Below are 26,433 nucleotides of genomic sequence, written 5' to 3'. Positions count from 1 at the left end.
TCTCGGCTACCGCCAGATCCACACACGCGAGCGGGCTGGGCGCGTTGTCACGCGAATGCGCGATCCACCTGCGCGTCGAGCAGCGCCAGCGCCTCATCGGCGGTGTAGTGGCCGATCAGCACCGGCCCGAGCAGTCCTTGGGTGAGCCAGAACAGCACTGTCGCCTCATCCTGTCGGCCGGCCGGCAACCGGGCCGCCACCAGGGCCAGAACGCGGCGGTAGCTTTCGCGTAGCGCCTGTGCGTACGCCGGAGTCACGACAGCACGGTTGAAGAAGGCGATCGAGACGGCCGCCTCCTGCCGGGACGCCTTCGTCGACGGCAGCACCTCGGCAAGCATCGCCCGAACCACCTCCTTGGGCGTGGGGTCCGGTAGTGCCGCGAGCCGATCCTCCAGGCGACGGCTGACCCGCTCGCCCAGGTGCTCGAGGGCGAACATGAGCATCTCGTCCTTCGTGCGGAAATAGTGCTGCACCATCCCCATCGAGACACCGGCCTCGGCGGCGACGTCGCGCAGGCTCACCGCTTCGCTACCGCTTGTCTCGACCACACGGAACACGGCCTCCGCGAACGCCCGCCGCCGCTCATCGACATCCACCCTCTTCGGCAAGCCGCGCCCTCTCCCTGTCAACCGTTGCAATGCGGGTGCATTGCAACGGCGCCTCACGCTGTTAGCATGTCAAGTGTATTGCAAAACGAAGGGCGGGCGAATGATCAGGACAGCACGCAGCGGAGACGTCAGCATCGCGTACGAGGAGTTCGGGCGGCCCGACGGCGAGCCACTGCTGCTGATCATCGGCCTGTCGTTCCAGATGGTGTGGTGGCCGGAAGACTTCTGCGAGCAGCTCGCCGAGCGGGGCTTCCACGTGGTCCGGTTCGACAACCGCGACAGCGGTCTGTCCTCACGATGCGCCGGGACCAGGTACACCGCGCAGGACATGGCCTCCGATGCCCTGACTGTCATGGACGCCCTGGGCTGGGAGTCGGCCCACGTCGCCGGCGCTTCGCTCGGCTCGGCCATCGCTCAGGTCGTCGCGATCACGGCGCCGCGGCGGGTCAGGAGCCTGACCTGCATCATGAGCGGTGGCCTCGGCGGAGCCTGGAACACCCTGCGCGTCCTGCGCTTCGGCACCTTGGCCAAGCTGATGACCAGGCGCCACTCGCCCGACCGTGAGGGCCAGATCCAGGCGCAGATGGATGTCATCCGGGCGATGTCGTCACCGCACCATCCCTTCGAGGCGGAGTGGACGCGGCGTGCTGCGGCTACCGCCGCTGACCGCGGCGGCCTGGACAACGCCGCGATGCAGCGCCAGTTCGCCGCGGGGCGCACGACCGGCAACCTGAGAACCCCACTGCGCGGGCTGGACATGCCCGTGCTCGTGGTGCACGGCGAGGACGACCCGCTCATCCGCCCGCGAGCGAGCCGGGACATCGCCTCAGCGATCCGCGGTGCCCGCCTGGTCGTGTACCCGGCGATGGGGCACGAGATTCCCCGCCACCTGTACGGCCCGCTGGCGGACAGGATCCACGCGATCGCCAGGGCGCGTCAGCCGTAGCCCGGTGCCGCGGTGAGCGGAGGCCCTCGCGGTGGCCGGCGTCCTCGGCTCCGGGCCCCGGTGACGCGACGCGGCCGCGGGGTCGACGCGGGAGGAGGGCCGCGTCGACCCCGCGGCCGGTGCGGGTGGCGGCGGGGCCTCGCCGCCACCCGCCGTGGGCGGGTCAGTGCCGCGGGATGTGGGTCACCCCGATGCGCTTGCGGAACACCCAGTACGTCCAGCCCTGGTAGGCCAGCACGATGGGGGTGAACACCACCGCCACCCAGGTCATGATCTTCAGGGTGTAGGGGGTGGAGGCGGCGTTGGTGGCGGTCAGCGTCCCGGCCGCGTCGAGCGTGGAGGGCAGCACGTTCGGGAAGAGCGCCGCGAAGAGCGTCGCCACGGCCAGCGCGATGGCCACGGCGGTGCCGGTGAACGCCCAGCCCTCCCGGCGTACCCGGGCGGCGGCGAGACCACCGAGCAGGGCGAGGGCCGCGCCGACGGCGAACACGACGGCGGCGGCGCTGGAGCGGATGGTCAGCGTCCAGGTCAGGAACGCCACCGCGAGCACGGCGGCGGCCACGCCCACGCGTACCGCGAGGGCGGCGGCGCGCTCGCGGACCTCGCCGACGGTCTTGAGGGCGATGAACACGGCGCCGTGAGTGAGGAACAGTGCCGCGGTGGTCGCGCCGCCGAGCAGGGCGTACGGGTTGAGCAGGTCGAGCAGGCCGCCGACGTACTCGTGGTCGGCGTCGAGCGGCACGCCGCGCAGGATGTTGGCGAACGCCACGCCCCACAGGATCGCCGGCACCACCGAGCCGACGAAGATGGCGGTGTCCCAGCGGCGTTTCCAGGAGGCCTCGGGGCGCTTGTGGCGGTATTCGAAGGCGACGCCGCGGATGATCAGGGCGAGCAGGATCAGCAGCAGCGGCAGGTAGAAGCCGGAGAACAGGGTGGCGTACCACTCGGGGAACGCGGCGAACATGGCGCCGCCGGCGGTGATGAGCCAGACCTCGTTGCCGTCCCAGACGGGGCCGATGGTGTTGATCAGGACGCGGCGTTCCCGGTCGTCGCGGCCGAGTACGGGCAGCAGCATGCCGACGCCGAAGTCGAAGCCCTCGAGGATGAAGTAGCCGGTGAACAGGACCGCGACGAGCAGGAACCAGATGGTGGTGAGTTCCACGGTTGTCTCCGGTGCTCAGTAGGCGAACGCGAGCGGGCGCTCGGCGTCGTCGTGGGTGTCGTCGATGTCGGGGTCGGGGGTGAGGTCGGGTACGCCGGCCTTGGCGTAGCGCAGCAGCAGTTTGACCTCGACGACGGCGAGGGTGGCGTAGATGAGGGTGAAGGCGGTGAAGGAGGTGAGCACCTCGGTGAGCGAGACGCTGCGGGAGACGCCGTCGCGGGTGAGCATCTCGCCGAAGACGATCCAGGGCTGGCGGCCCATCTCGGTGAAGATCCAGCCGAAGGAGTTCGCGGCGAGGGGCAGCAGGGGCATGACCAGGCCGGCGCGCAGCAGCCACTTGCTGGTGGGGGTGCGGCCCTTGCGTTGGCTCCAGAGCACCAGCAGGGCGATGGCGGCGGCGGCCATCCCGAAGCCGATCATGAAGCGGAAGCTCCAGTAGGTGACCGGGATGATCGGGGTGTAGCTGCCGGCGCCGTACTGGGCGGCGTACTGGGCCTGCAGGTCGTTGATGCCGTGCACGGTGCCGTTGGGGTCGCCGGTGCCGAGCCAGGACAGCAGGTGCGGGATCTTGAGGGCGAACAGTTCGCGGCTGCCGTCGAGGCTGCCGACGGTGAGTACGGAGAACGAGGCGGGGCTCTCGGTGGTGTAGAGGCCCTCGGCGGCGGCCATCTTCATCGGCTGCACCTGGGTCATGATCTTGCCCTGGATGTCGCCGGTGATGGCGACGGCGGCGGCGGAGACCAGGGTGACCCAGGAGCCGAACTTCGCGGCGAAGCGGTAGGCGGGGGTGTCGGCGGAGTCGCGGTTGCGTACGAGGTGCCACATGGCGACGGCGACCAGCAGCGAGCCGGCCACCAGGAACGCGCCGGCGATGGTGTGCGGGAAGGTGATCATGGCGACCTTGTTGGTCAGCACGGCCACGAAGTCGGTGAGTTCGGCGCGGCCGGTGTCGGGGTTGATCCGGTAGCCGACCGGGTTCTGCATGAACGAGTTCGCCGCGAGGATGAAGTACGCGCTGAGGTTGCTGCCGATCGCGGCGGCCCAGATGCTGGCCAGGTGCAGCCGTTTGGGCAGCCGGTCCCAGCCGAAGATCCACAGGCCGATGAAGGTGGACTCCAGGAAGAAGGCGACCAGTGCCTCGATCGCCAGGGGGGCGCCGAAGATGTCGCCGACGAAGCGGGAGTAGTCGCTCCAGTTCATGCCGAACTGGAACTCCTGCACGATGCCGGTCACCACGCCCATGGCGAAGTTGATGAGGAAGAGCTTGCCGTAGAACTTGGTGAGCTTCAGGTACTTCTCGTCGCCGGTGCGGTGCCACATCGTCTGGAGGATCGCCACCAGCACGGACAGGCCGATGGTCAGCGGCACGAAGAGAAAGTGGTAGACGGTGGTGACACCGAACTGCCAGCGGGCGACGTCCAACGCGTCCACCAGTAACCCCCAGGCTGTGCATACTACGAGACGTAGTAAATACTACTGCGCGTCGTAGAAGAATCGGCAGGGGCGGGGGTCCCGAAGCGACCCGGGACCAATGACCCTGATCACCTCTGCCGGACGGCCCCGGCGCTCCGCGGGGTGGCCCGCGCGTGCGACCATGCGCGCTGATGGACACCACCCGCCCACCGACCTGGCAGCCGCCCCTGTTCTGGCGTGCCGCACAGCTGTTCGCCCGCGTCGTCGTCGCGCTCCTGGCCCGCCTCGAGGTCAGCGGCGACGTGCCCGAGGCGCTGCGCCGGGGCCCGCTGATCCTGGCCGCCAACCACATCAGCCCGTGCGACCCCGTGGTGCTCGCCGCCGCCTGCCGCGCCCGGGGCGTCGCCCCCCGGATCATGGCCACCGGCGGGCTGTTCCGCACCCCCGTCATCGGCGCCCTGATGCGCCACGCCGGGCACCTGCGCGTCGACCGGGGCACCGCCGCCGTCGGCCGGGCCCTCGACGAGGCCGCCACGGCGGTCGCCGCCGGCTCGGTCATCCTGGTCTACCCCGAGGGCCGCATCGGCCTGGACCCCGGTATGTGGCCCGAACGCGGCAAGACCGGCACCGCCCGCCTCGCCCTGGCCTGCGGCGCCCCGGTCGTCCCGGTCGCCCAGTGGGGCTCCCACGAGGTGGTGCCCTACCGCGCCCCGAAGGGGCTGCTGCGCGGGATCGCCCGTTCCCTGCTGCGCCGTCCGGTCGTGCGGGTGCACTTCGGCGACCCGGTGGACCTCGCCGACCTGACGCCGGAAACCCCGGGCGCCGCCCTACGCGCCACCGACCGGATCATCGGCGCCATCACCGATTCGCTGGTGCCGTTGCGGCCCGACGAGCCCGACAGGCCCCGCCACGTCGACCCGGGTCGCCCGATCGACACCAGCCGCTCCCAGCGCTCCGGAAGGACCTGATCCCCGCGGGGGCACAATGGCGAGGTGCTCCGCCCGCGCCTGCCGCTGCTCGTCCTCGCCCTGCTCGTCCTCGTCTGCGCAGGCGGGTACGCCGTCCTGCGCTCGGCGTACCACGACGCGAAGGACCGCCGGGATCTCAGCGACCTGACCCGCTCCTCCCCCTGGCCTCCCGACGACCTGCTGGTCCCCGACGACCTGCCCCGCTCCGGCACCCTCGGCTGGCTGGACCGGCTCGGTCTCGACATCGCCTACGGCCTGCGCACCCGCGACGGCCGTACGGTGCCCGTGGTGTGGCAGCAGCACCACCCGGCCCCCGACGGGTCCCTCGCCGACGGGGTCGACTGCGACGTCCGGACGATCCACGTCTGCACCGACGCCGGCGACGGCCTCACCCTCGTCGTGACCCGGGACACCGACAACAGCGACCCCGCCACCGCGCTGTACCTCTTCGGCGCTGAGAAGGTGCTCAGCGTCAGCGTGCAGGGTCCGGATCCGGTGACCGTCGACGACCTGCGTGCTCCGCTCACCCGCACCCACCACCCCTCCGACGACGAGCTGCTCGCCCTGCTGCGCCGGCCCGGCCACCAGACGGACTGGAGCTGACCCGGTCCGGCCGCCGGCCGGCCACCTCGCCCCGGCATACTCCCCGCGTGACCCACGCCTACCTCGACGGCCCCGCACCGCTGGCCTTCGCCCACCGGGGCGGCGCCGCCGAGGGCGACGAGAACACCGCCGCCGCGTTCGCCCGGGCGGTCGGGCTCGGCTACCGGTACGTCGAGACCGACGTGCACGGCACCGCCGACGGCGTCGCGGTGGTCTTCCACGACGCCACGCTCACCCGCGTCACGGGCGAGCCGGGGCGCATCGCCGACCTGCGCTGGGCCGACCTGGCCTCGGTACGCGTCGGCGGCGCCGCCGTGGTCCCCCGCCTCGACGAGATCCTCGACGCCTGGCCGCAGGTGCGGTTCAACATCGACGTCAAGGCCGACGGCGGCGTCGAGCCGACCGTGGCCACCGTCGCGCGCGTCGGGGCCGGCGACCGGGTGCTGCTGGCTTCGTTCAGCGACGCCCGGCTGGCCCGGCTGCGCGCCCTGACGCAGGGGCGCGTCGCCAGCAGCCTCGGCATGCGCGGGGTGGCCCGGCTGCGGATGGCGTCGCTGACCGGCCGACCGCTGCGACTGCCCCCGTCGGTGGTCGCCGCACAGGTGCCGGTGCGCTACGGGCGGGTGCCCGTGGTGGACCGCCGGTTCCTGCGACACGCCCACCGACTCGGACTGCACGTGCATGTCTGGACGATCGACGAACCTGCCGAGATGCACGAGTTACTCGACCTCGGAGTGGATGGCATCATGACCGATCACGTCGGCGTGCTGCGCGACGTCTACCGCAGCCGCGGCCACTGGGCCGCCTGAACCGTTCGAAGGACCCCGATGGCCGAGACCGTCACCCCCGCCGTGGACGACACCCCCGCCCCGGCGAGCACCCGCCGCGAACGCAGCGGCTGGTACTTCTACGACTGGGCGATGTCCGCCTTCTCCACCACCGTCATCACCGTCTTCCTCGGCCCGTTCCTGACCACCGTCACCGAACTCGCCGCCGGCTGCGAACTCGGCGCCGACACCTGCGGCGGCTACGTGTACCCGCTGGGCATCAAGGTCGCCGCCGGCTCGTACTTCCCGTACCTGGTGTCGTTGTCGGTGTTCCTCACGGTGTTCGCGCTGCCGGTCGTCGGCGCGATCGCCGACCGCTCGGCGCACAAGAAGCGGCTGCTCGCCGCCGCCGCCTTCATCGGCGCCGGCGCGACCGTCGGCATGCTCTTCGTCACCGGCGACCGGTACCTGCTCGGCGGGGCGCTGTTCATGGTCGCCAACATCGCCTTCGGCGCCGGTGTCGTGGTCTACAACTCGTTCCTGCCGCAGCTCGGCGGCCCCGACGACCGCGACGGCATCTCCAGCCGCGGCTGGGCGCTCGGCTACCTCGGTGGCGGCCTGCTGCTGGCGCTCAACCTCGTCGCGGTCAGCATGCTCGGCGAGGAGGGCAACCACCAGCGCACCCTCGACCTGGCCCGCTGGTCGATCGTGTCCGCCGGCGTGTGGTGGGCGGTGTTCACCCTGATCCCGCTGCGCTGGCTGCGCGAGCACCCCACGGCCGCCGCGCGGGCCGGCGGCAACCCGGTCACCGACGGGTTCCGTCAGCTCGGCCGCACCCTGCGCGAGATCAAGGCGTACCCGCTGACGCTGTTCTTCCTGCTGGCGTTCCTGGTCTACAACGACGGCATCCAGACCGTCATCGCCCTGGCCAGCCAGTACGGCACCGAGGAGCTGAAGCTCGGGCAGAGCACCCTGATCGTCACCATCCTGCTGGTGCAGTTCCTCGCCTTCGGCGGCGCGCTGCTGCTCGGCGCCCTCGCCAAGCGCATCGGCGCCTGGAAGACCGTGCTGATCAGCCTGGTGCTGTGGACCGGGGTGATCCTCGGCGCGTTCCGGCTGCCCGCCGAGGCGCCGGTGCCGTTCATGATCCTCGGCGCCGCCATCGGCCTGGTGCTCGGCGGCAGCCAGGCCCTGAGCCGGTCGCTGTTCAGCCAGCTCATCCCCGCCGGCAAGGAGGGCGAGTACTACGGCTTCTACGAGATCAGCGACAAGGGCACCAGCTGGCTCGGCCCGCTGGCCTTCGGCATCGTGTTCCAGCTCACCAACTCCTACCGGGTGGGCCTGGTGTCCCTGCTGATCTTCTTCGTCGTCGGGTTCCTGCTGCTGCTGGCCGTGCCGATCCGCCGGGCGATCGTCGCCGCCGGCAACACCCCGCCCCGGGTGCTCTGAGCAACGCGGGCCCGTCCGCACGGGCCGGATCAGCGGGTGTCGATCGGCTAGGCTGCCCGACCGTGACCGTCCACGCCACCGCCCCGACCTGCCTGGCGCGCCCGCCGCTGGGCCCCGACGACTCCCCCGCCGGGTGCGCCGCGGCGCGAGGCGTGGACGGGCGTCCGCTGCACGCGGCGGCGTTGAAGTTCTTCTGGGGGCCGATGGACTGCGGCAAGTCCACGATGGCGTTGCAGATGAACTACAACCACTCCCGGCAGGGCCGCCGCGGCCTCGTCACCACCCGCATCGACCGCTCGCTCGGCCCGCAGGTCACCACGCGCATCGGCCTGGCGCACGAGGCCGTCGAGGTCACCGACGATCTGGACCTGCGCACCCTGGTGCGCGACACCTGGGCCGAGGGCGTACGCGTCGACTACCTGATCTGCGACGAGGCGTCGTTCTACAACCTGGAGCACGTCGAGCAGATGGCGGAGCTGGTCGACAGCTACGACGTCGACGTGTACGCGTTCGGGCTGGCCACCGACTTCCGCTCGTGCCTGTTCCCGGCCGCGCAGCGGCTGTTCGAACTGGCCGACGAGGTGGCCCGTATCCAGGTCGAGGTGCTCTGCTGGTGCGGCCGGGAAGGGCTGCTCAACGCCCGGGTCGTCGACGGCCGGGTGGTCCGCGAGGGCCTGCAGGTGGTCATCGGGGACACCGTGGACAGCGCCGAGGTGCGCTACCAGGTGCTCTGCCGCCGGCACTACCGCGCGGGCGAGCTCGGCCCCCGCCGCTGAGGAGTCAGTACGGGTCGCCGCACACCCGCCAGTCGCCGTCCTCGCGCACCACTGACAGCTTCCGCTCCTCGGTGAGGCCGCTGTCGCGGGTCAGCCGCACCGCTACCGTGCCGCGCGGGCTGCCGCCCCGGGTCGCCACCGACACGTCGACGATCTCGTAGCCGTTGACCAGCGGCGGGGTGCGCAGCCAGCTCGTGAACCCGATCGGGCTCCACCGGCTGCGCGCGTCGGCGCAGAGCCGGTCGTACGCGCCGTCGGTGTCGCCCGCCGCCACCGACCGCAGGAACCCGTCGGCGGTCTCCCGCACCGGGCCGCTGGCCTGCGTGACCACCTGCACGTTCCAGGCGCCCAGCCCGGCGACCCCGATGCAGCACAGCAGCACGGTCACGCCCGCGAACACCAACCCGGTACGCACCGGACGGCTCCGACGGGCCGGCCGGCTCCACGGCTGCTCAGCGCCCACCTGTCGACCGTAGAGAACCGGTGGGCCCGCCCGCAGGAAAGTCGGCCCTGTCGTCCCGTACCGGCCGGTCGGGTCGCGGTCGCCGCCGGCGCCGAGCGCCGCCCGGCCCGCCGAGCGCGGTCACGGCTCGATGAGCCCGGCCCGGATGGCGTAGCGGGTCAGTTCCAGCCGGTCCCGGAGGCCGAGCTTCTGCAGCAGGTTGGCCCGGTGCCGCTCGACGGTCTTGACGCTGATGAACAGCAGGCGGGCGATCTCCTTGGAGGAGTGGCCCTCGGCGACGAGCTTGAGGATCTCCTCCTCGCGTTCGGTGATGGCCCTTGCCGGCACGCTCTCGCCCCGCGCGCTGCGTTCCAGGTAGGTGCGGATGAGGGCGTTGATGGCACCCGGATAGAGGAACGGTTCGTCGCGGACGGCGGCGCGGCACGCCTCCACCAGGTCGCGGTCGGCGACGGACTTGAGCACGTAGCCGTTGGCGCCGACCTTGAGAGCCTCGAAGAAGTACTGCTCGTTGTCGTACATGGTCAGGATGAGGATGCGCAGGCCCGGCTGCTGGCGGGACAACTCCCGGGCCGCCTGGAGGCCGGTCAGCCGTGGCATGGCGATGTCGAGAATGGCCAGGTCGGGACGCTCGGTCTGGGCCAGGGCGATAGCCTCCGCGCCGTCGCCGGCCTCCGCCACGACGGTCAGGTCCGGTTCGCTGTCGAGGATGAGGCGCACGCCACGGCGGACGAGGGCGTGGTCGTCGGCGAGCAGGATGCGGGTGGTCACGGCCGGCCCTCCCGGTCGCCGACCGGCACCCGCAGCCGCACCTCGGTGCCGCCGCCCGGGCCGGGCCCCACGCTGAGCTGGGCGCCGATGAGCAAGGCCCGCTCCCGCATGCCGCGTACGCCGGCGCCCTCGGCGGCGTCGCCGATGCCCCGGCCGTCGTCGCGGATCCGCAGCTGCACGTGGCCCGGTCCACGGGTCAGCGACAGCTCGGCGGTGGCGGCCCGCGCGTGCCGGACGGTGTTGGTGAGGGCCTCCTGCGCCACCCGGTAGATCACCAGTTCGGCCTCGCCGTCGAGGGTGGGCAGGTCGGCGTCGAGGTGCTGGCGCACGGACAGGTCCGTGTGGCCGGTGACCTCCGTGACGAGCGCCTTGAGGGCGCTGGTCAGGCCGAGCTCCTCCAGTACGCCGGGACGCAGCCGGCGCGCGATGCGGCGGATCTCGTCCAGGCTGTCGCGGGTGGTCTCCTGCACCTGGGCGAGTTGGGCGCGGACCGGTTCGGGCGCGTGCCGGGCGACCTGCTTGAGTTCGAGCAGGACCGCGGTCAGGGTCTGGCCGACCTCGTCGTGCAGTTCCTGGGCGACGCGCCGGCGCTCGGCCTCCTGGGCGGACAGGGCACTGGCCGCGCTGGTGGCCCGCTCCGCCTCCAGCCGGTCGATCATGGCGTTGAAGGCGCGGATCAGGTCTGCGATGCCGGCCTGCCCGGCCGGGACCGGGCGGGGCTCGGGCTGCAGCAGGTCGATGGTGGTCATGGCCCGGGTCAGCCGGTGCAGCGGCGCGAGGCCGACACGCAGCAGCGCGGCGTTGGCGACCAGCATCGCGGCGAGGCCCACGGTCAGCACGAGGGCCTCGGTGAGCAGCACGGGGGTGGACACCGTGACCGGGCCGAGCAGCAGCAGCGTGGCGGCGACGAGCACGGCGGCGTTGAGCAGGAAGATCCGCCAGAACAGCGACACGACGGCACCTCTCCTCCCGCTCCGGTTCCGAGGCCCTGCGACTCCGGCGCTCGTCCGCGCTCCGGCACGCGGCGGGCCGGCCCGCGCCGCGGCGGTGATCACCCTCGTCCTGGCCAGCCTGTCGGCCGGGGCGCCTGCTGTAAATGCGTGCCGGCACCCATTATCGCCGCAGGTCCGCCGGGCCGCCGGCAGGCCGGGCACCTACCCGGGCCGGCGGCAAATGGGTGTCAGCCCCGATGTCGACCCGCAGTGGACCGATGACCATGAACGCGAGCCCGGGGCCGGGAGCCGTTCCGGGCTCCGATCCCCCGTGCGCGGCTCCCTCTGTCGCCGCCCGTGCGGGCGTTCCCCGCCGCGCCGCGCCGAACCGGGAGGACCCTGTGAACCGTCATCCGATGGTGACCGAACCCGCGCCACCGGAAGCGGAGACGGTCACCTGTGCGAAGCGGCGCGCCGGGGTGGAGCACGGTCCGCCGGGCGGGTGCCCGTGAGCGCGTGGCCCGCCCTCGCCGCGATCGTCATCTTCGCGGTCGCGTTCGTCTTCATCGCCACCGAGAAGATCAACCGGGTCGCGGTGGTGCTGGGCGCCGCCGGCCTGATGGCCGCGCTCGGGCTGGTACCCGGCTCGGACGTGTTCTACGGCCACCACGCCGGCATCGACTGGGACGTCATCTTCCTGCTCCTCGGCATGATGATCATCGTCGGGGTGATCAAGCAGACCGGCGTGTTCGAGTTCATGGCGATCTGGGCCGCCCAGCGCTCGCAGGGGCGGCCGTACCGGCTGATGGTGCTGCTCGTCGCGATCACCGGTATCGCCTCGCCGGTCCTGGACAACGTCACCACGGTCATGCTGGTCGCCCCGATCACCATCTCCGTGTGCCGCCGGCTGGGCATGCCCGCCGCGCCGTTCCTGATCGCCGAGGTGCTCGCCGCCAACATCGGCGGCGCGGCCACCCTGATCGGCGACCCACCCAACATCATCATCGGCAGCCGCGCCGGGCTGAGCTTCAACGACTTCCTCTGGCACATGGCCCCGGTCACGGTCCTGATGTTCCTGGCGTTCCTGGTGCTGGCACGGGTCATGTTCCGCCGGGCGTTCGTACACCGCCCCGAGCGGTTCGAGGCGGTACGCGACATGGACGCCCGCGCCGCCATCACCGACCCGCGGTTGCTGATCCGCTGCCTGGTCGTGCTCGGCCTGGTGATCGTCGCCTTCACGCTCCACACGGTGATCCACATCGACGTGGCCGTCGTCGCGCTGCTCGGCGCCGGGCTGATGGTCCTGGTGTCCAGGACGGACAAGTCGGCCTATCTGGGCGAGGCCGAATGGCCGACGCTGGTGTTCTTCACCGGCCTGTTCGTGATGGTCGCCGGTCTGACCGAGACCGGGGTGATCAGCTGGATCGGCGAACGGGCCAGCGACGCCGTGGGCGACAACTACTTCGCGGCGGCGACGGGCCTGGTCTTCGGCTCGGCGGTGCTCGGCGCGTTCTTCGACAACATCCCCTACGCGGCATGGCGCCGATCGTGGAGGGCCTCGTCGCGGGGGCCCCGGATCCGGGTACCGGCCAGGCGCTGTGGTGGTCCTTCGCCCTGGGCGCCGACCTGAGCGGCAACGGCACGGCCGTGGCGGCCAGCGCCAACATCGTCGTGCTGGGCATCGCCGCCCGCGCCAAGGAGCCGATCAGCTTCTGGCAGTTCACCCGCTACGGCATCGTCACCACGATCATGACCACGGTGATCGCCTGGGTGTACGTGTGGCTGCGCTACTTCGTGGCGTAGGCCGCTCCGCTGTGCAACACGACAGGAGGCAATGATGCAGATAGAACGCATGCCGCTGCCCGGCATCGGGGTCGGCTACACCCTGCACACCGGGGAAGGACAGGTGATCGGGGTCGTCTGCCATCGCGGCGGGCGGCGGGACGTCGTCGTCTACGCCCCCGGCGACCCGGACACCGTGGAACGGTCCGTGACCCTCAGCCCGACGGAGGCGCAGGAGGTGGCCGAGCTGCTGCACCCCATCGCCACCATCGACCACGTCACGCACCTGGAACGCCACCGGGAGGCGATCAGCGTCGTCGAGCTGCCGGTGACGGCCGCGTCGCCCTACGACGGCCGGACCCTGGCCGAGGCCGTCGCGCGCGTCAACGGGGTGAGCGTCGTCGCCGTCGTCCGCGACGGGCGGACGGTCACCGCACCGGGGCTGGGGCACGTCCTCGCCCACGGCGACGTCCTGATCGTCGCCGGAGGCCAGCAGAGCATCGAGGCGCTGAGCCGGGCGCTGATCCACACGGACCCGTAGGCCGGTGCACGCGCTTCGTTGGTGTAAGGAAGGGGCCCTTCCTTACACACCGGAGCACCGGCGGGGGCGGAGATCTCCGCGCCGTGCACCTCAGCCGCGGCGGCGGGCCCGGGCCGCCCAGATGGCGTACGCCGGATCGCGGTCGAGGTTGTGCCGGTCCCGGTCGTAGCGGCGGGTGGTGCGCGGATCGGCGTGACCCATCGCGTCCTGCACGTCCTCCAGGGGCACGCCCTCGGCGCGGGCGGTGGTGGCGAACGCGTGCCGCAACGAGTGCGGCGACAGCCTCGCCCAGGCCGGGATACCGGCCGTGCGGGCCAGCCGGCGCACTAGCCGGAACATGGCGTGCCGGTCCAGCCTGGCCCCGCTGGCGGTGACCAGCAGCGGGCCGGTCAGCTCGTGCACCGCCACACCCTGGGCGGCGGCCCGCTGGGCCAGGTACGCGTCGAGGGCGTACGCGGTGCCGGGGGTCAGGGCGCGGCGGCGGGGCCTGCCGCCCTTGCCGACGAACCGCACGCTGCGGTGGCCCCGTTCGGCGCCGAGGTCGGCCAGGTCGAGCGAGACCAGCTCCCCCACGCGCAGGCCGAGGTCGGCCAGCAACGCGATCGCGGCCCGGTTGCGGGCGGCGGTCGGCCCGGTGTCGGCCTCGGCGGCGGCGAGCAGCGCGTCGACCTCCTCAGGGGCCAGCCCGACGGTTGCTGAGTGGTCCCGGTCGATGCGGGGGCGGTCGGCGCCGGCCACCGGGTTGGCCTCGACCGCGCGCAGCTTGACCAGGAAGTCGTACCAGCTGGACAGGGCGGAGAGCCGGCGGGCGACGGTGGCGGGGGTCAGCGGCTTGCCGGTGCGCGCGCCGAGGGTGGCCTCCAGCGCCCGGCCGTACTCGTTGACGTGCAGGAAGTTCGCCTGCAACGGGTCCAGTTCGCGGGCCGCGCACCACGCGAGCCAGCCGGCGACGTCCCGCCGGTACGCGTCGCGGGTGTGCTCGGACAGCCGCCGGTTACGCAGCCACGCCTCGGTGAAGTCGACGGGCCCCCCGGGCAGGGCCAGCGGGGTGGGCCGGCTTGGCCGCGCCGGAGCATTCGGGGAGAGCATGTGAAAAAGGTTCTCAGCTTCGGGTCGAGAACGGGAGGAGGCGCGCCCTACGCGTGCCCGCTCGGATCGGTCAACGGCGCACCCGGTAGCGCAGGTGCAGCACCCGGTTGCCCTGAATCGTCACGTCGGGATCCTCCAACAGGTGCTGCGCGTGGACCGACCCGAAGTAGCGCTTGCCGGACCCGAACACGACGGGTACGACGTCCATGCGCACCTCGTCGACCAGGCCCGCGGCAAACACCTGGCCGCCGACGTCGCCAGCGGCGACCTCCACCATGCGGTCACCCGCAAGCGCCTGCGCCTTGGCCACGGCTGCCTCGACGCCGTCGACGAAGTGGAACGGCGCCTCGGGGTCCCAGCCCTCGGGCTCCGGCCGGTGCGTCACGACGACCACGTGGTCGACCCCGCCCGGAGGCTTCCCGTCCCAGCCGTCCGTCATGTCGAAGACGTGGCGGCCGACGATTGTTGCCCCGATCTGGTCCCAGTACGCCCGGGTGTAGTCGTAGGACGTCTGCGACACCTTCAGCTGACCGCTGGAGTCCAACGGCACGTCACCGCTGGACAACCAGTCGAACAGCGGTCCGGGCTGGTCGTTCTCGTCCGCGACGAAGCCGTCCACCGACACCGAGCTGTACATGACCACCTTGCCCATGGGGCGCTCCTCTGCTGTGGGATGCCCCCATGTTGACGTGTCGTGAGCTGTCGCTCTTGTAAGAAATCAATCGGCCGGCAGCGGCCAGCTGTCCAGCACGTGGCCGGGATGCTCACGCAGGAACTGCCGACGGACTTCGACGTACCGGGTCGGCGTGAGCCCGGTGAACGCCCGGAACTCGTGGCCGAAGTGGGCCTGGTCGAAGTAGCCGGCGCGACCGGCGAGGTCGCCCCAGTCGATCGGTTCGGCGGGGTTGATCGAGAACACGGTGGCGGCGAAGCGGTAGGTGCGGGCCAGCCGCTTCGGCGTGACGCCGATGAGCTCCTTGAACCGCTGTGCCAGATGAGTGCTGCTGACGCCGGCTGCCACCCTCAGGTCGCCGATCGCCACCGCCCCGCTGGCCGCCGCGATGACGCTGCTCGTATGGCGGACCAGTCCCAGGCCGGCCATCTCGCACAGCCGTCGCGTCAGCTCCTCCTCGAGCAGCGTCAGCATCTCGTGCGGTCCGTCCGCCGTGGCCAGCCGGTCCCGGAGCTCAGCAATGGCGGGCCGGCCCCACACCTGCTCCACCGTCACCGGCCGGTCGCACAGCTCGGCTGCGGGCATCGGCAGGAACGGCGCCAGCCCCCACGGCTTGAAGTGCACGCCGACGGACCGGGTCCGGAGTGGGTAGCCGAACTCGAAGGCGCGGGTGGGCATGGTGACCACGCAGCCGTCGGCGTACCCGGCCGGCTCGATGTCGGTGCCGGCGCGGATGCGGAACGGCGCGCCGAGGTTGACGATGAGCAACGCCGCCGGCATCGGCGGCAGCGTCAGCCGGGCGTACGGCGACGCGCCCTCCAGGTAGTAAAGGTCGTCGATCAGCCCGTCCAGCGGCGGTCGCGGCACTCTGGACACGTACTCCACGCCCACAGCATCGCCGACGCCCTGCCGGTATCGCGCGCCGACACGAGGCTCACCGACATCCCGGGAAAGAGCGAGGGGCGGGGCGGCCGCACCGGCCGTCCCGCCCCTACCCGCCGGTATCAGGCGTTGATCTCCTTGCGGCCGTTGCCGTTGGCGGTGGCCGTGACGGTGACCCGGCGGGGCTTGGCCCGCTCCGCGACGGGGATCCGCAGGGTCAGCACGCCGTTGTCGTAGCCGGCCTCGAGCTTGTCGGTGTCGAGGGTGTCGCCGAGGAAGAGCCGCCGGGTGAAGGTGCCCATCGGGCGTTCGGCGGCGACGAGCTCGACGTTCTCGCCGGCGGGCCGGCGGCGCTCGGCGCGTACGGTCAGCACGTTGCGCTCGACGGTGCAGTCGATGCTGTCCGGGTCGACGCCCGGCAGGTCGAACGCCGCGTAGAACCAGTCGCCGTCGCGGTAGGCGTCCAGGGGCATGACCGCGGGGCGCGCGGCGGTGCCGAAGAACTGCTCGGTGATCCGGTCGATCTCACGGAACGGGTCGGTGCGCATCAACATGGCCTGCCTCCTCGGTTCTCCTGGCCGAAGGTCCTTGAGTTGAGCCGATGGGACTCAACTTCCTGTTTCTTTATTTAGCGCGTTCCGGCCGCGACGTCAACTCAGGACCTTCTCGAACCAGTGCTGGGCGTAGGCGCCGTCGTTGTACGCCGGGATCGCCCGGTAGCCGTGCCGAGCGTGCGTCGCGGTACGCGAGCAGGGGAACGCCCGCGGTCAGTCGCCGACGCGCCAGTAGACGCCCTGCTCCCGGGCCAGCAACTGCTCGTCGACCAGGTACCGGCGCAGCGCCACGTGGTCGGAGCCGCCGTCCTCGCACCAGCGCCGCAACACCTCGTCGACCGCCCGCTCCGGATAGCGCACCCCCGGCTCGAAGGACTTCGCCACGTGCGCCAGCACCACCCGCCGCCGGCCGTGCTGCGCCGGCAGGCCGGTCAGCCTGTCGTCGCGCACGAAGGTGCGCAGCACGCGGTCCGTGGAGTCGCCGGCCGGCCGGGGCGCCGCCGGCGTACGGGCCGCCTCCCGCAGCCGCTCGGCGTCCACCCGCAGGTCACCGTCGCCGCCGGACACCAGGCCCGCGTCGACGAGCCGGCGGATCGCGGTGAGCACCTGCCGCGCCGACAGGCCCGTCCGGTCGGCCACCGCCGGGGCGTCGGTGCCGCCCAGCACGATCGCCGCGAAGACCTGCCGCCGTACGTCGTCGGCGAGTGCCCCCGCCAGAGCCTGCGCTGTCATGCCGGCCACCCTGCCAGCCGGCGTACGCGCACCGCACGTCGATTTCGCCGCCACACGCTCCGGCAGGCGTACCGCCGCGGGCCCCGGCCGGTCAGCCGCCCGTGTCCTCGGCGCGCAGCACCACCCGGCGCAGCAGGTCGGACAACTGCCGCCGCTCGTGCGGGGCGAGCGCGGCCAGCAGCCGGTGCTCCTCGGCGCCCCGGACGTCCATGGCCCCGTGCCAGGCCGCCTGCCCCGCCTCCGTCCACTCCACGTCGACGCGCCGCCGGTCGGTGGTGGACGGGATCCGGCGCACGAAGCCGCGCCGGAGCAGCGCGTCGACGCGGGCGGTGACGGAGGCGGGGGCCATCGCCAGGTCACGGGCCAGGTCCGAGGGGGCCGCCCGGCCACCCCGCCCGGCCAGGGCCTGCAACGTGTCGTACTCGTGGCCGTGCAGGTCGAGGCCGACCAGGGCCCGCTCCTTGACCTCGCGCAGGTGGCGGGTGAGGAACTGGATCCGGGTCACCGCTCCTTCGATCTCGGGGTCGAGCGTCGGCAGGATCGGCAGCCAACGCTCGACGTGCCGGTCGACGTGGTCGCGGTCGCTCATGCGGCTCAGCCTATGCGCCGTCGAATTATTCGCTGTCGAAAAGTTCGACGTCTAAATACATTGCCCGGGTGACCCATCCCCTGTGCGTACGCGAGTTCCGGCTGCTCTTCCTCGGCCGCACCGTCTCCACCGTCGGCGACGCGGTCGTGCCCGCCGCCCTCGCCCTGGCCGTACTGCGGGCCACCGGCTCCACGGGCGCGCTCGCCCTCGTGCTGGCCTGCGCGTTGGTGCCCCGCCTGCTCCTGCTGCCCCTCGGCGGCGTGCTCGCCGACCGACTCGACGCCCGCCGCGTCGCGATCCTCGCCGACCTCGTACGCTGCCTCGCGCAGCTCGCCGTCGGCGTCGAACTCCTCGGCGCTGCGTCGCTCGACGTGATCGCGGTGGCCGCCACCGTCGGCGGCGCCGCCGGCGCGTTCGCCCTGCCCACCGCCTCGCCCCTGGTCGCCGGCACGGTCGAGCCGGCCCAGCGGCAGCAGGCCAACGCCCTGATGGGCGTCACCGCCAACACCAGCCGCCTCGCCGGCCCCGCCCTCGCCGGCGCGCTGATCTGGGCCGCCGGGCCGGGCTGGGCGTTCGTCCTCGACGCCGCGACGTTCGCGCTCAGCGCGCTGCTGCTCACGGTCGTCCGGGTCCGTCACGTCCCGATGCCGAGGCGCAGCGTCCTCGCCGACCTCGCACACGGCTGGCGGGAGGTGCGCAGCCGCGACTGGTTCTGGACAAGCCTGCTCGGCCACGGCGTGTGGAACGGCGCCGCCGCCGTCCTCATGACCCTCGGCCCGGCGGTCGCCGTGCGTCGCCTCGGCGGCGAGGGCGTCTGGGTACTGATGCTCCAGGCCGGCGCGGTCGGCATGCTCGCCGGCTCGCTGCTCGCCGCCCGGATCCGCCCCCGCAGACCGGTGCTGATGGCCAACCTCGCGCTGGCCAGCTACGCCGCGCCGCTGGCCCTGCTCGCCGTCGCCGCGCCCGCCGGGCTGGTCATCACCGCCTACGGGGTCGCGCTGAGCGCCATCGGTTACCTCAACCCGGTGTGGGAGACCGTCGTGCAGGGGCAGTTCCCGCCGCACGTCCTCGCCCGGGTCACCTCGTACGACTGGCTGGTCTCCCTCGGCGCGATGCCGCTGGGCTACGCCCTCGCGCCGATGGCCGCCCGGACCTGGGGCGAGCCCGCGCCGCTGCTCACGGCGGGCGCTCTGGTCCTCGTCGCCTGCGCCGGCACCGCCGCCGTGCCCGGCGTACGGCGGCTCACCTCGTCACCGCCACCACCCGGCGACGGCGCGAGCCGCCGCACGCTGAGCGCACCGTGCGCGTGAGCGACCTCCGGCTCTGCGCGGCGCCGCCCGGTGCGGCAGAGTGACAGCATTGGCGCGGGGCGAGGAAGGGCGGTGCGCGTGGAGGGTCCGACCGGGGTCGTGTTTCCACAGACCGACGCGGGACGCAGTACGTCCGCGCTCGGGCGGGCGGTCGTCGCCGACGCCCTGCGCGCCGTCGATCCGGTCGGCGCACGCTCGGCGGAACACGAGACCAACTGGCGCCACGGTTACCTCGGGCACTTCCGGCGGCTCGTCGAGGCCGGACTGCTCTCCCGCGAGGCCGCGGTGACGATCGCCCGCGACGGGCTCGCCTCGCTGCACCGCCGGATGGCCGTGGTGCACGCCCACGGCACCGAGACCGGCCTCGGCGAGGTGTTCGACGCGCCCACCGAGGCCGCGCCGCTGCGCACGGCGACGGTCGCCGGCACCGGCGAGGTCGACCGCGAGTTCTCCCTGCCGTACCGGGGCCGGCGGCTGCGCGGCGACGAGCTGCGCCGCCGGCTCGACGCGTGGGTGAGCGCCGGCGTCGTCGAGCCCACCTGCGCCGAGGCGGTACGCGACGTCATGGCCAACCCGGACTGGCTCGACCTGCGCGACCAGCGCATCGTGGTGCTCGGCGCGGGCGCGGAGATGGGACCGCTGCCGTCCGTGCTGCGCTGGGGCGGCGACGTCGTCGCGGTCGACCTGCCACGCCCGGAGATCTGGCGCCGCCTGCTGGACACGACGCGCCGCAGCGGCGGCCGGCTGCACCTGCCCGTCCCCACCGGCACCGACCCCGACGACGGCGCGTTGGCCGCCCGGGCCGGCGCCGACCTGCTGCACAACCTTCCGCAGGTTACCGACTGGCTGCTCGGCGTCGACGGCCGGCTCGTACTAGGCAACTACGTCTACGCCGACGGCGCGACCAACGTCCGGGTCGCCACCGCGGTCGACGCGCTCACCCTCCGGTTGCAGGACCGCCGCGACGACGTGGCGCTCGCGTTCCTGGCCACCCCCACCGACGTCTTCGCCGTCCCCGGCGACGCGGTGCGCCACGCCGAACGCGGCTACGCGGCGCGCGGCGTCGTCCGCCGGTCGTTGCGGGTCGCCTCCGGCGGCAGGCTCCTGCACCGCAACTACCCGCCGGGCGTAGACCCGGGCGTCAACGACAGCCTCGTCCCCCAGCAGGGCCCCAACTACGCGCTGGCGAAGCGCCTGCAACGGTGGCGGGCCACGGTGGCCCGCGACGCCGGGGCCACCGTGTCGTTCACCGTCGCCCCGCCCACCCGCACCCGCTCGGTGCTGCGCAACCGGGCGCTGGCCGCCGCGTACGCCGGTGCGCACCGCTTCGGCATCGAGGTGTTCGACACGGCGACCAGCAACACGCTGATGGCCGCGCTCCTGGTGCACCACCTGCGTACGGGCGCTCCGGCGCTGTCGCACCCGTGGCAGGACGAGGCGTACGGCGCCGCGCACGGCGGACTGTGGCGGGTGCCGTACGCCCCGCGCAGCGCCCTGGGCCTCGCCGTCCTGCTCGGACTCGGCGGCGCGCGAACCTGACCGCCCCCGGCGGCCGCTCAGCTCAGCTGGAGACGGTCGGCCAGGTCGGCCCGGCCGAACGCGGCGACCACGTCGTCGCGCCCCTCGGTGAAGTGGGCCCAGCTGTCCACGTGCACCGGCACGACCCGCCGCGCACCCAGGATGCGGGCGGCCTCGGCGGCCTGGGCACTGTCGAGGGTGAGCAGCGCGCCGTCGAACATGGGGGTACGCACGGCCCCGGCGAACAGCACGGCGGTGTCGACCGGCCCGAAGCGCTCGGCGATCTGCCGCACCAGGTCCAGCGAGGCGTTGTCGCCGCTGACGTAGACCGTGGGCAGGTCGGCGGCGGTCAGGACGAACCCGACGACCTCGCCGGTGAGCGGCTCGCAGCCCTCCGGACCGTGCCGGGCGGGCACGCCCGTCACGGTCACGGTGCCACCGCCGGGGCGCTCCATCTCGACGGACTCCCACGGCGCCAGGCCCCGGGCGGTGCCGCCGAGGCGACCCGCGCCACTGGGAGTCGTCACGGTCAGGGCGACGTCGGCCAGCAGGGCCCGACCGGCGTGGTCGAGGTTGTCGGGGTGCTGGTCGTGGGAGAGCAGCACCGCGTCGACGGGACCGAGGTCGGCCGCGCCAGCGGCGGCGGGGGCCGTCTTGGTCAGGACCATGCCGGGACCCAGCGGATAGTCGCCGGGGGCGTCGAAGGTCGGGTCGGTCAGGAACCTGAGGCCGCCGTACTCGATGAGGGCGGTCGGGCCGCCGAAAACGCGGACGGGGACGGTCGTCGTGCTGGTGTCGGTCACCACGGTTCCTCACGGTCGGGGGATGGCTCTGCCGTGAGGAACCGTAATCGACTGTTCGTCGCAGCCGGGCCCCGGCGCGAAATGGAAGGCGGCGCGCCGCGATGTCGCCTAGCCTCGCGGGGACACCCACCCGACACGAAGCGGAGATCGGTCATGAGGACGCCCGGCGGTTTCCCCGGTTCCCTGTCCGTCTCCGCCGCCGGAAAGGCACTTCGTGTTCGGTCCGTTCGAAAACCCTGTTGATCCCTTCCCGACCGGCGACGACCGCACCCCGACCGCCGGCGCCCGGCGGTTCCTCCTGGAGGAGCTGCGACCGCTACGACCGGTCGTGACGGCGGCCGTCGCCACCACCGTCCTGGCCGCCGCGATCGAGGTGTGGCTCATCGGGTACGCCGGACGCCTCGTCGACACGCTCGCCGCCGCGAGCCCGGACCGGCTCTGGGCCGACCACGGCACCGGGTTGCTCACCGTCGCCGTGTTCGTGCTGTTGGTCAGGCCGCTGATCCACCTCATCGGCGAGGCGCTGGACGACATCGCGTTCCGCGCCAACGCCCGCCCGCTCGCCCGCTGGCGGGCACACCGGCACGTGTCCCGGCAGTCCGTCGGCTGGTTCCGCGCCGACCTCGCCGGACGCATCGCCACCCTGGTACGCGACGGTGGCGATGCCGCCAGCACCGCCGCGTACTCGGTCGTGCACACGCTGGTGTTCGTGATCGCCTACATCGCCGGCTCGGTGTGGCTGATGTCCACGATCGACGTGCGCCTGCTGTTCCCGCTGGGGGCCTGGATCCTGGCGTACGCGCTGCTCATGCGGTGGATCGTGCCGCGCTACCGGCGCGCGTCGGAGCGCCTGCAGGACGCGGAGTCCGCGCTGACCGGCCTGCTCGTCGACTCGTACGGCAACGTCGACACGCTCGCGTTGCTCGGCGGCCAGGAGACCCGCACCGCGCACGACCGCCGGGTGTTCGCGCTGTCCAGGCGCGCACACCTGGACCTGCAGCGGATCGAGGTGACGATCAACGGCACCATGATGGCGCTCAGCAGCGCGCTGCTCGTCGGACTGGTCGGATACGGGATCGTGCTCTGGCGTACCGATGCCGCGCCCCTGGGTCTCGTCGCGGCCGCGCTGGCGCTCAGCTTCCGGATCACCGCGATGGCGGAGTGGCTCCTGGACGCCGTGTCGTCGCTGTTCGGGTCCGTCGGCGCGCTCCGGCGGGCCCTGCGGACCGTCGCGCAACCGCTCGCGGTCGCGGACAAACCCCAGGCGACCCAGCTGCGGGTACGGGGTGGGGCCATCACCTTCACGCAGGTCAGCCACCACTACGGCCGCGGCGGGGGCGGGCTCGACCGGCTCAGCCTCGACGTCGCCGCCGGTGAGCGCGTCGGCATCGTCGGCAGGTCGGGCGCGGGCAAGTCCACGCTGGTCGGACTGCTGCTGCGGTTCCACGACGCGGAGTCCGGCACGATCATGATCGACGGCACCGACATCACGGACGTGACGCAGGAGAGCCTGCGCGGCCAGATCGCCATGGTCGCCCAGGAGGCCACGCTGCTGCACCGCTCGGTCCGGGAGAACATCGCCGGCCCCGACGCCGACGACGCCCGGGTCGAAGCAGCGCTACGCCGGGCGTGCGCCGACCGGTTCGTCGCCACGCTGACGGACGCGGACGGTCGCACCGGCCTGGACGCGCATGTCGGCGAACGGGGCGTACGCCTGTCCGGTGGCCAGCGGCAGCGGATCGCGCTGGCCCGCGCGTTCTACCGCAACGCGCCGATCCTGGTCCTGGACGAGGCCACATCCGCGCTCGACTCCGAGGCGGAGGCCGCCATCCACGACACGCTCAGCGAGGTGATGACCGGCCGTACGGTGATCGCGATCGCCCACCGGCTCTCCACCATCGCCCGGATGGACCGGATCGTGGTCCTCGACGCCGGCCGCATCGCCGAGCAGGGCACCCACGCCGAGCTGCTGGCACGCGGCGGGCTCTACGCGGAGCTGTGGTCGCGGCAGTCCGGCGGCTTCCTCGGCACGGCCGCGGTCAGTGCCGCAGCGCTCCCGTGACCGCGATCGGCTCCACGTGCCCGGTGAGCGGCGCACGACGGTGCAGCTCGAGCCCGACGTCGATGACGACGGACCGCTCCAGGGCGCCCACCCGCGTCAGCGGAATCCACCGCGCCAGGTCGGTCGAACCGTCCGTCTCGGCACGAAGCTCACCGCCGGTGACGCGTACGCGGTAGAAGACGCCGACGCTGTGCAACTCGGCGCCGTCGGGGCCGCCCCACTCGACGTACCGCGCCCGCGAGTCCACCCCGAGCAACTGCTCGACCTGAACCTCGTAGCCCGTCTCTTCGGCCACCTCGCGGACGACCGCGTCGAACGGATCCTCGGCGTGCTCGACCTTCCCACCGGGCAGCGTCCAGTGTCGCTGGGACCCGTCGGGCGACACGTACCGGGCGAGGAGGAGATGTTCGTCGCGCAGGCACACGCCGTACGCGGCGACCCGCAGCCGTTGCGCGACCACTCAGCTCCCCTTCCAGAACGACGACGCCCATCCTCGACTCACGACCAGAGCATCGTCAGGGCAACCTCGATCATCCACGCGCCAGATCACGCTTCTGTCGCAGGTCTCGATTGCGGCACGAGCGGTGCGTCCTCCCGTGCCAGGAGGTAGCGGGCGGCCGCCATCAGCGCCTCGGGCGAGTCCTGGAACGCGCCGAGGCCGATATTGCACTCACTGCAGAGCAGACCGCGTACTTGCCGGGAGTTGTGGCAGTGGTCCACGACGAGGCGGAACGGCTCGGAGTTCGGTGTCCCGTCAAGCCGTGGCCGGCCCCCGGACCTGACCTTCAGTTCGCTCTCATGGCGACCGCAGATGGCGCACCGGTAGTCCTGAGCCACACGCCGCGCGTCGTACTCCTGCGGCCTGATCCGGTAGAAGGACCAGAGGTTGTCGGCTCGGATCTTGTCCGGATTGGCTCTGCGGCTCTTGTGGTTGTTGGCGCGGGCGTACTCGCGGCACGAGGCGCACGAGACCAACTCGCGGCCGGCCTTCATGAAGCTCTCGAGCGGTCGGGTCTTCTCGCACCGGTTACACACCTTGGACACGCCACAACAATACTCCAAATTGTTGTTACCCAAGAACAGTGATTATGATGTGCGACCGATTTGCCCTCTTCGTGCCGTCTAGTTGCAGGTTTATCGTTACCGGTAATCCGATAAACAGTCGGGAGAGGCCCGTCGCGTCGCGGTGGGCTGAGGCAGTCTTCGCGCGGTCGTCGGGAGAGCCGAACGGGCGAGCGGCAGAGCTTCGTCCATACTGGTCCGCCATGGACCTGGACGAGTACCAGCGCGGAGCCCTGCGTACGGCCGCCCCGCGTGACAAGAAGAACGAACTGCTCCACCTGGTGCTCGGGCTGGTCGGCGAGTCCGGTGAGGTCGCCGAGAAGTTCAAGAAGTGGGTACGGGACCTCGACAGCGACGAGTCGCGCATCGACCGGGCCGACATCGCCAAGGAACTCGGTGATGTCCTCTGGTACGTGGCGGTGCTCGCCGACTACCTCGATCTGTCGTTGGACGACATCGCGACCGCCAACCTGGCCAAGCTGGCCAGCCGCCAGGGCCGTGGCGTGCTGGGCGGCAGCGGCGACAACCGCTGAGCCGGGGGTTGACGTACCGCCTGGCTACCATGCTCCCCATGATCGAGGAACTGGTCCGGGCGGCCGGAGCCGGCGACGACGCCGCGCTCGAGGAACTGGTCGAGATCGCCGCCGCCGAGCCGACACGCCTCGTCGGCCACCTGAGCCTGCTGCTCGACGCGGGCGTGCTGTGGCCACCGACCCTGTATCGCGCGGCGACCGGAGACGTGGTCCGCCGGATCGTCGACGACGTCGACGCCGGCCAGTCCCCCCTGCGGCTCAACCATCTGTTGCGGATCCTCGCGCACACCTCCGACCCGCACGCCGAACAGGCCCTGCGGCGATGGCAGGAGCAGCCGCCGGCCGGCGCGGACAAACTGCACGTAGGACCGCTGGCCTATGCCCGCGACGCTGGATGGACGGTCGCCCCCGACGGCAGCCGCCGGGAGCTGTGCGCACCTTCGGCGTACCGGTTGGTCATGAACGAGGTGTCGCGGCCCGCCGGCGACCTGACCTGCCCGTGGTGCGTCTCCCCGCTGTGGACCATCGCCGACCTCGACACCGGCACCGCCGAGGTGGGTGAGGTCCTGGCCCACACCGGCTGGACCGGCCGGCTGAGGATCGCGACCTGCCACCTCTGCGCCTGCTACACCACGCTGTACTGCCAGGTCACGCCCGACGGCGACGCCGTCTGGTGGGAGGGCAACAGCCGCCCGGACTACGCGCCGGTCACCACGCAGCCGGAGGACCCGCCGGCCGTGCTTCCGGCCGTCGGCCCCCGCCGGGCCACGCCGTTCGAAGCCAGCGCGTGGAACGAGGGCGGCTCCACCCTGGGCGGCCATCCCGACTGGATCCAGGACGCCGAACACGTCGACTGCCCCGCCTGCCGGCAGCCGATGGACTATCTCGGCCTGGTCGGCGGAGCCGACGTGGACTTCGGTGAGGGCGCCTACTACCTGCACCTGCACGCGCCCTGCGGTGTCGCGGCGGTGAACTACCAGCAGAGCTGACCGCAGCGCGCTCGCGATCAAGCCCGGCTGACCCCTTCGCCCGTCAGCGGTGGTCGTTCTCCTTCAGCTCGATGACCCACGCGCGGCGCTCGGCGATCCTGCCGTCACGCATGACGAACACCTCCGCCATCGACATGCGCATCTCCTCGCCGGTGTCGCGCCGCACCGAGCCGACCAGCTCCGCCATCACGGTGTCGCCCTGCTCCACCATGCGGACGACCTCCAGCCGGGGCGGCGGCACGAAGCCCGGCCCCTCGATCGCGGCGTCGTACGCCTCCTTGCCCGTCAGGTGGAAGGCGCCGTAGACCGTCCACTCGATGTCGTCGGTGAGGCAGGACAGGATCTGCGCGTGGTCGTTCTTGCGGAAGCCGTCCAGGTAGGTCTCGACGGTCTGCGTGTTACGCGACATCGCGCGGTGTCCCCTCGGCTCGGCGAGCCTGCCCGACGGCAGCCCTGCCG

Annotated in this window: 30 protein-coding genes; 14 read left to right on the top strand and 16 right to left on the bottom strand. The window is 72.3% G+C overall.

What is annotated here, in order from left to right; translation table 11 throughout:
• Positions 1 to 47: 47 nt before the first annotated feature.
• The gene (locus EV374_RS20185; RefSeq protein ID WP_484514092.1) at positions 48 to 596 is read right to left on the bottom strand and encodes a TetR/AcrR family transcriptional regulator; all 549 of its coding nucleotides are present in this window, start codon (positions 594 to 596) and stop codon (positions 48 to 50) included.
• Positions 597 to 708: 112 nt separating this feature from the next.
• On the opposite strand from EV374_RS20185, the gene EV374_RS20180 reads away from it, so the two are divergent.
• On the top strand, positions 709 to 1,554 hold the full coding sequence (locus tag EV374_RS20180) for an alpha/beta fold hydrolase (protein ID WP_132237644.1): 846 nt from the start codon (positions 709 to 711) through the stop codon (positions 1,552 to 1,554).
• A 163-nt stretch (positions 1,555 to 1,717) separates the two neighbouring features.
• Here EV374_RS20180 and cydB read toward each other — a convergent pair whose 3' ends face one another.
• Together cydB and EV374_RS20170 are read right to left on the bottom strand one after the other, a co-directional pair.
• A complete protein-coding gene (gene cydB, locus EV374_RS20175) occupies positions 1,718 to 2,716 on the bottom strand; it encodes a cytochrome d ubiquinol oxidase subunit II (protein ID WP_132237642.1) in 999 nt (332 codons plus the stop codon).
• Positions 2,717 to 2,731: 15 nt separating this feature from the next.
• Positions 2,732 to 4,147, bottom strand: coding sequence for a cytochrome ubiquinol oxidase subunit I (locus EV374_RS20170; protein WP_132237640.1), 1,416 nt, complete (start codon positions 4,145 to 4,147; stop codon positions 2,732 to 2,734).
• Between the two features lie 173 nt (positions 4,148 to 4,320).
• On the opposite strand from EV374_RS20170, the gene EV374_RS20165 reads away from it, so the two are divergent.
• From EV374_RS20165 to EV374_RS20145, 5 genes are all read left to right on the top strand, one after another.
• The gene (locus EV374_RS20165) at positions 4,321 to 5,097 is read left to right on the top strand and encodes a lysophospholipid acyltransferase family protein (protein ID WP_132237638.1); all 777 of its coding nucleotides are present in this window, start codon (positions 4,321 to 4,323) and stop codon (positions 5,095 to 5,097) included.
• A 24-nt stretch (positions 5,098 to 5,121) separates the two neighbouring features.
• Positions 5,122 to 5,700 (top strand): hypothetical protein, encoded by a 579-nt coding sequence (locus EV374_RS20160; RefSeq protein ID WP_132237636.1) that lies wholly within the window; start codon positions 5,122 to 5,124, stop codon positions 5,698 to 5,700.
• Positions 5,701 to 5,747: 47 nt separating this feature from the next.
• Positions 5,748 to 6,509 carry a glycerophosphodiester phosphodiesterase family protein gene (locus EV374_RS20155; protein ID WP_132237634.1) on the top strand — a complete coding sequence of 254 codons (762 nt, stop codon included), beginning with the start codon at positions 5,748 to 5,750 and terminating at the stop codon, positions 6,507 to 6,509.
• An 18-nt stretch (positions 6,510 to 6,527) separates the two neighbouring features.
• A complete protein-coding gene (locus EV374_RS20150; protein ID WP_132237632.1) occupies positions 6,528 to 7,916 on the top strand; it encodes an MFS transporter in 1,389 nt (462 codons plus the stop codon).
• Positions 7,917 to 7,978: 62 nt separating this feature from the next.
• Positions 7,979 to 8,692, top strand: a complete 714-nt coding sequence (locus EV374_RS20145) for a thymidine kinase (protein WP_132237630.1) — start codon at positions 7,979 to 7,981, stop codon at positions 8,690 to 8,692.
• 4 nt (positions 8,693 to 8,696) lie between these two features.
• On the opposite strand, the gene EV374_RS20140 is transcribed toward EV374_RS20145, so the two are convergent.
• The 3 genes from EV374_RS20140 to EV374_RS20130 form a co-directional block, all read right to left on the bottom strand.
• Positions 8,697 to 9,155: an Rv0361 family membrane protein gene (locus EV374_RS20140; RefSeq protein WP_132237628.1), complete on the bottom strand. Its 459-nt coding sequence runs from the start codon at positions 9,153 to 9,155 to the stop codon at positions 8,697 to 8,699.
• A 120-nt stretch (positions 9,156 to 9,275) separates the two neighbouring features.
• Positions 9,276 to 9,923, bottom strand: a complete 648-nt coding sequence (locus EV374_RS20135; protein WP_132237626.1) for a response regulator — start codon at positions 9,921 to 9,923, stop codon at positions 9,276 to 9,278.
• Positions 9,920 to 10,876, bottom strand: a complete 957-nt coding sequence (locus tag EV374_RS20130; protein WP_132237624.1) for a HAMP domain-containing sensor histidine kinase — start codon at positions 10,874 to 10,876, stop codon at positions 9,920 to 9,922. Before EV374_RS20130 ends, EV374_RS20135 begins: the two co-directional genes overlap by 4 nt.
• A gap of 487 nt (positions 10,877 to 11,363) precedes the next feature.
• On the opposite strand from EV374_RS20130, the gene EV374_RS20125 reads away from it, so the two are divergent.
• Genes EV374_RS20125 through EV374_RS20120 form a run of 3 tightly spaced genes read left to right on the top strand, consistent with a single transcriptional unit; the run spans position 11,364 to position 13,178 of the window.
• On the top strand, positions 11,364 to 12,485 hold the full coding sequence (locus EV374_RS20125; RefSeq protein ID WP_486485861.1) for an ArsB/NhaD family transporter: 1,122 nt from the start codon (positions 11,364 to 11,366) through the stop codon (positions 12,483 to 12,485).
• Positions 12,392 to 12,658 (top strand): hypothetical protein, encoded by a 267-nt coding sequence (locus EV374_RS33540; protein ID WP_486485860.1) that lies wholly within the window; start codon positions 12,392 to 12,394, stop codon positions 12,656 to 12,658. The genes EV374_RS20125 and EV374_RS33540 overlap by 94 nt, the downstream gene beginning before the upstream one ends.
• Positions 12,659 to 12,692: 34 nt before the next feature.
• Positions 12,693 to 13,178, top strand: a complete 486-nt coding sequence (locus EV374_RS20120; RefSeq protein ID WP_165947845.1) for a TrkA C-terminal domain-containing protein — start codon at positions 12,693 to 12,695, stop codon at positions 13,176 to 13,178.
• Positions 13,179 to 13,268: 90 nt separating this feature from the next.
• Here EV374_RS20120 and EV374_RS20115 read toward each other — a convergent pair whose 3' ends face one another.
• From EV374_RS20115 to EV374_RS20085, 6 genes are all read right to left on the bottom strand, one after another.
• A complete protein-coding gene (locus tag EV374_RS20115) occupies positions 13,269 to 14,267 on the bottom strand; it encodes a tyrosine-type recombinase/integrase (protein WP_132237620.1) in 999 nt (332 codons plus the stop codon).
• A gap of 70 nt (positions 14,268 to 14,337) precedes the next feature.
• Positions 14,338 to 14,919 carry a dihydrofolate reductase family protein gene (locus EV374_RS20110; RefSeq protein WP_132237618.1) on the bottom strand — a complete coding sequence of 194 codons (582 nt, stop codon included), beginning with the start codon at positions 14,917 to 14,919 and terminating at the stop codon, positions 14,338 to 14,340.
• A gap of 66 nt (positions 14,920 to 14,985) precedes the next feature.
• Complete coding sequence (locus tag EV374_RS20105) at positions 14,986 to 15,825, bottom strand: helix-turn-helix domain-containing protein (RefSeq protein ID WP_486485859.1); 840 nt, start codon at positions 15,823 to 15,825, stop codon at positions 14,986 to 14,988.
• A 119-nt stretch (positions 15,826 to 15,944) separates the two neighbouring features.
• Positions 15,945 to 16,376 (bottom strand): Hsp20/alpha crystallin family protein, encoded by a 432-nt coding sequence (locus EV374_RS20100; protein WP_089000369.1) that lies wholly within the window; start codon positions 16,374 to 16,376, stop codon positions 15,945 to 15,947.
• Between the two features lie 213 nt (positions 16,377 to 16,589).
• Positions 16,590 to 17,108, bottom strand: coding sequence for a DUF2087 domain-containing protein (locus EV374_RS20090; RefSeq protein ID WP_132237614.1), 519 nt, complete (start codon positions 17,106 to 17,108; stop codon positions 16,590 to 16,592).
• 91 nt (positions 17,109 to 17,199) lie between these two features.
• Entirely contained in the window at positions 17,200 to 17,697 is a 498-nt protein-coding gene (locus EV374_RS20085; RefSeq protein WP_132237612.1) for a MarR family transcriptional regulator, read from the bottom strand.
• A gap of 68 nt (positions 17,698 to 17,765) precedes the next feature.
• Here EV374_RS20085 and EV374_RS20080 point away from each other — a divergent pair, with 68 nt between their 5' ends.
• Together EV374_RS20080 and EV374_RS20075 are read left to right on the top strand one after the other, a co-directional pair.
• Positions 17,766 to 19,007, top strand: a complete 1,242-nt coding sequence (locus tag EV374_RS20080; protein WP_132237610.1) for an MFS transporter — start codon at positions 17,766 to 17,768, stop codon at positions 19,005 to 19,007.
• Between the two features lie 72 nt (positions 19,008 to 19,079).
• Positions 19,080 to 20,546, top strand: coding sequence for a hypothetical protein (locus EV374_RS20075; RefSeq protein WP_486485858.1), 1,467 nt, complete (start codon positions 19,080 to 19,082; stop codon positions 20,544 to 20,546).
• 17 nt (positions 20,547 to 20,563) lie between these two features.
• On the opposite strand, the gene EV374_RS20070 is transcribed toward EV374_RS20075, so the two are convergent.
• On the bottom strand, positions 20,564 to 21,331 hold the full coding sequence (locus EV374_RS20070) for an MBL fold metallo-hydrolase (RefSeq protein WP_207914389.1): 768 nt from the start codon (positions 21,329 to 21,331) through the stop codon (positions 20,564 to 20,566).
• A 211-nt stretch (positions 21,332 to 21,542) separates the two neighbouring features.
• Between EV374_RS20070 and EV374_RS20065 the strand changes: the two genes are divergently transcribed.
• Positions 21,543 to 23,390, top strand: a complete 1,848-nt coding sequence (locus EV374_RS20065; protein WP_132237606.1) for an ABC transporter ATP-binding protein — start codon at positions 21,543 to 21,545, stop codon at positions 23,388 to 23,390.
• Here EV374_RS20065 and EV374_RS20060 read toward each other — a convergent pair.
• Both EV374_RS20060 and EV374_RS20055 read right to left on the bottom strand, forming a co-directional pair.
• Positions 23,368 to 23,850, bottom strand: a complete 483-nt coding sequence (locus EV374_RS20060; protein ID WP_207914387.1) for an NUDIX hydrolase — start codon at positions 23,848 to 23,850, stop codon at positions 23,368 to 23,370. The genes EV374_RS20065 and EV374_RS20060 overlap by 23 nt on opposite strands.
• 86 nt (positions 23,851 to 23,936) lie before the next feature.
• A complete protein-coding gene (locus tag EV374_RS20055; protein WP_132237604.1) occupies positions 23,937 to 24,434 on the bottom strand; it encodes an endonuclease domain-containing protein in 498 nt (165 codons plus the stop codon).
• Positions 24,435 to 24,655: 221 nt separating this feature from the next.
• On the opposite strand from EV374_RS20055, the gene EV374_RS20050 reads away from it, so the two are divergent.
• Both EV374_RS20050 and EV374_RS20045 read left to right on the top strand, forming a co-directional pair.
• Positions 24,656 to 24,985, top strand: coding sequence for a nucleoside triphosphate pyrophosphohydrolase family protein (locus EV374_RS20050; protein ID WP_132237602.1), 330 nt, complete (start codon positions 24,656 to 24,658; stop codon positions 24,983 to 24,985).
• Positions 24,986 to 25,023: 38 nt separating this feature from the next.
• Positions 25,024 to 25,974 carry a hypothetical protein gene (locus tag EV374_RS20045; RefSeq protein WP_132237600.1) on the top strand — a complete coding sequence of 317 codons (951 nt, stop codon included), beginning with the start codon at positions 25,024 to 25,026 and terminating at the stop codon, positions 25,972 to 25,974.
• Between the two features lie 43 nt (positions 25,975 to 26,017).
• Here the strand turns inward: EV374_RS20045 and EV374_RS20040 are convergent, their stop codons facing one another.
• Positions 26,018 to 26,383, bottom strand: a complete 366-nt coding sequence (locus tag EV374_RS20040) for a nuclear transport factor 2 family protein (RefSeq protein WP_132237598.1) — start codon at positions 26,381 to 26,383, stop codon at positions 26,018 to 26,020.
• Between the last annotated feature and the right edge of the window lie 50 nt (positions 26,384 to 26,433).

The sequence above is a fragment of the Micromonospora sp. CNZ303 genome, assembly GCF_004345505.1.
This window is presented reverse-complemented; position numbering and strand designations above follow the sequence as displayed.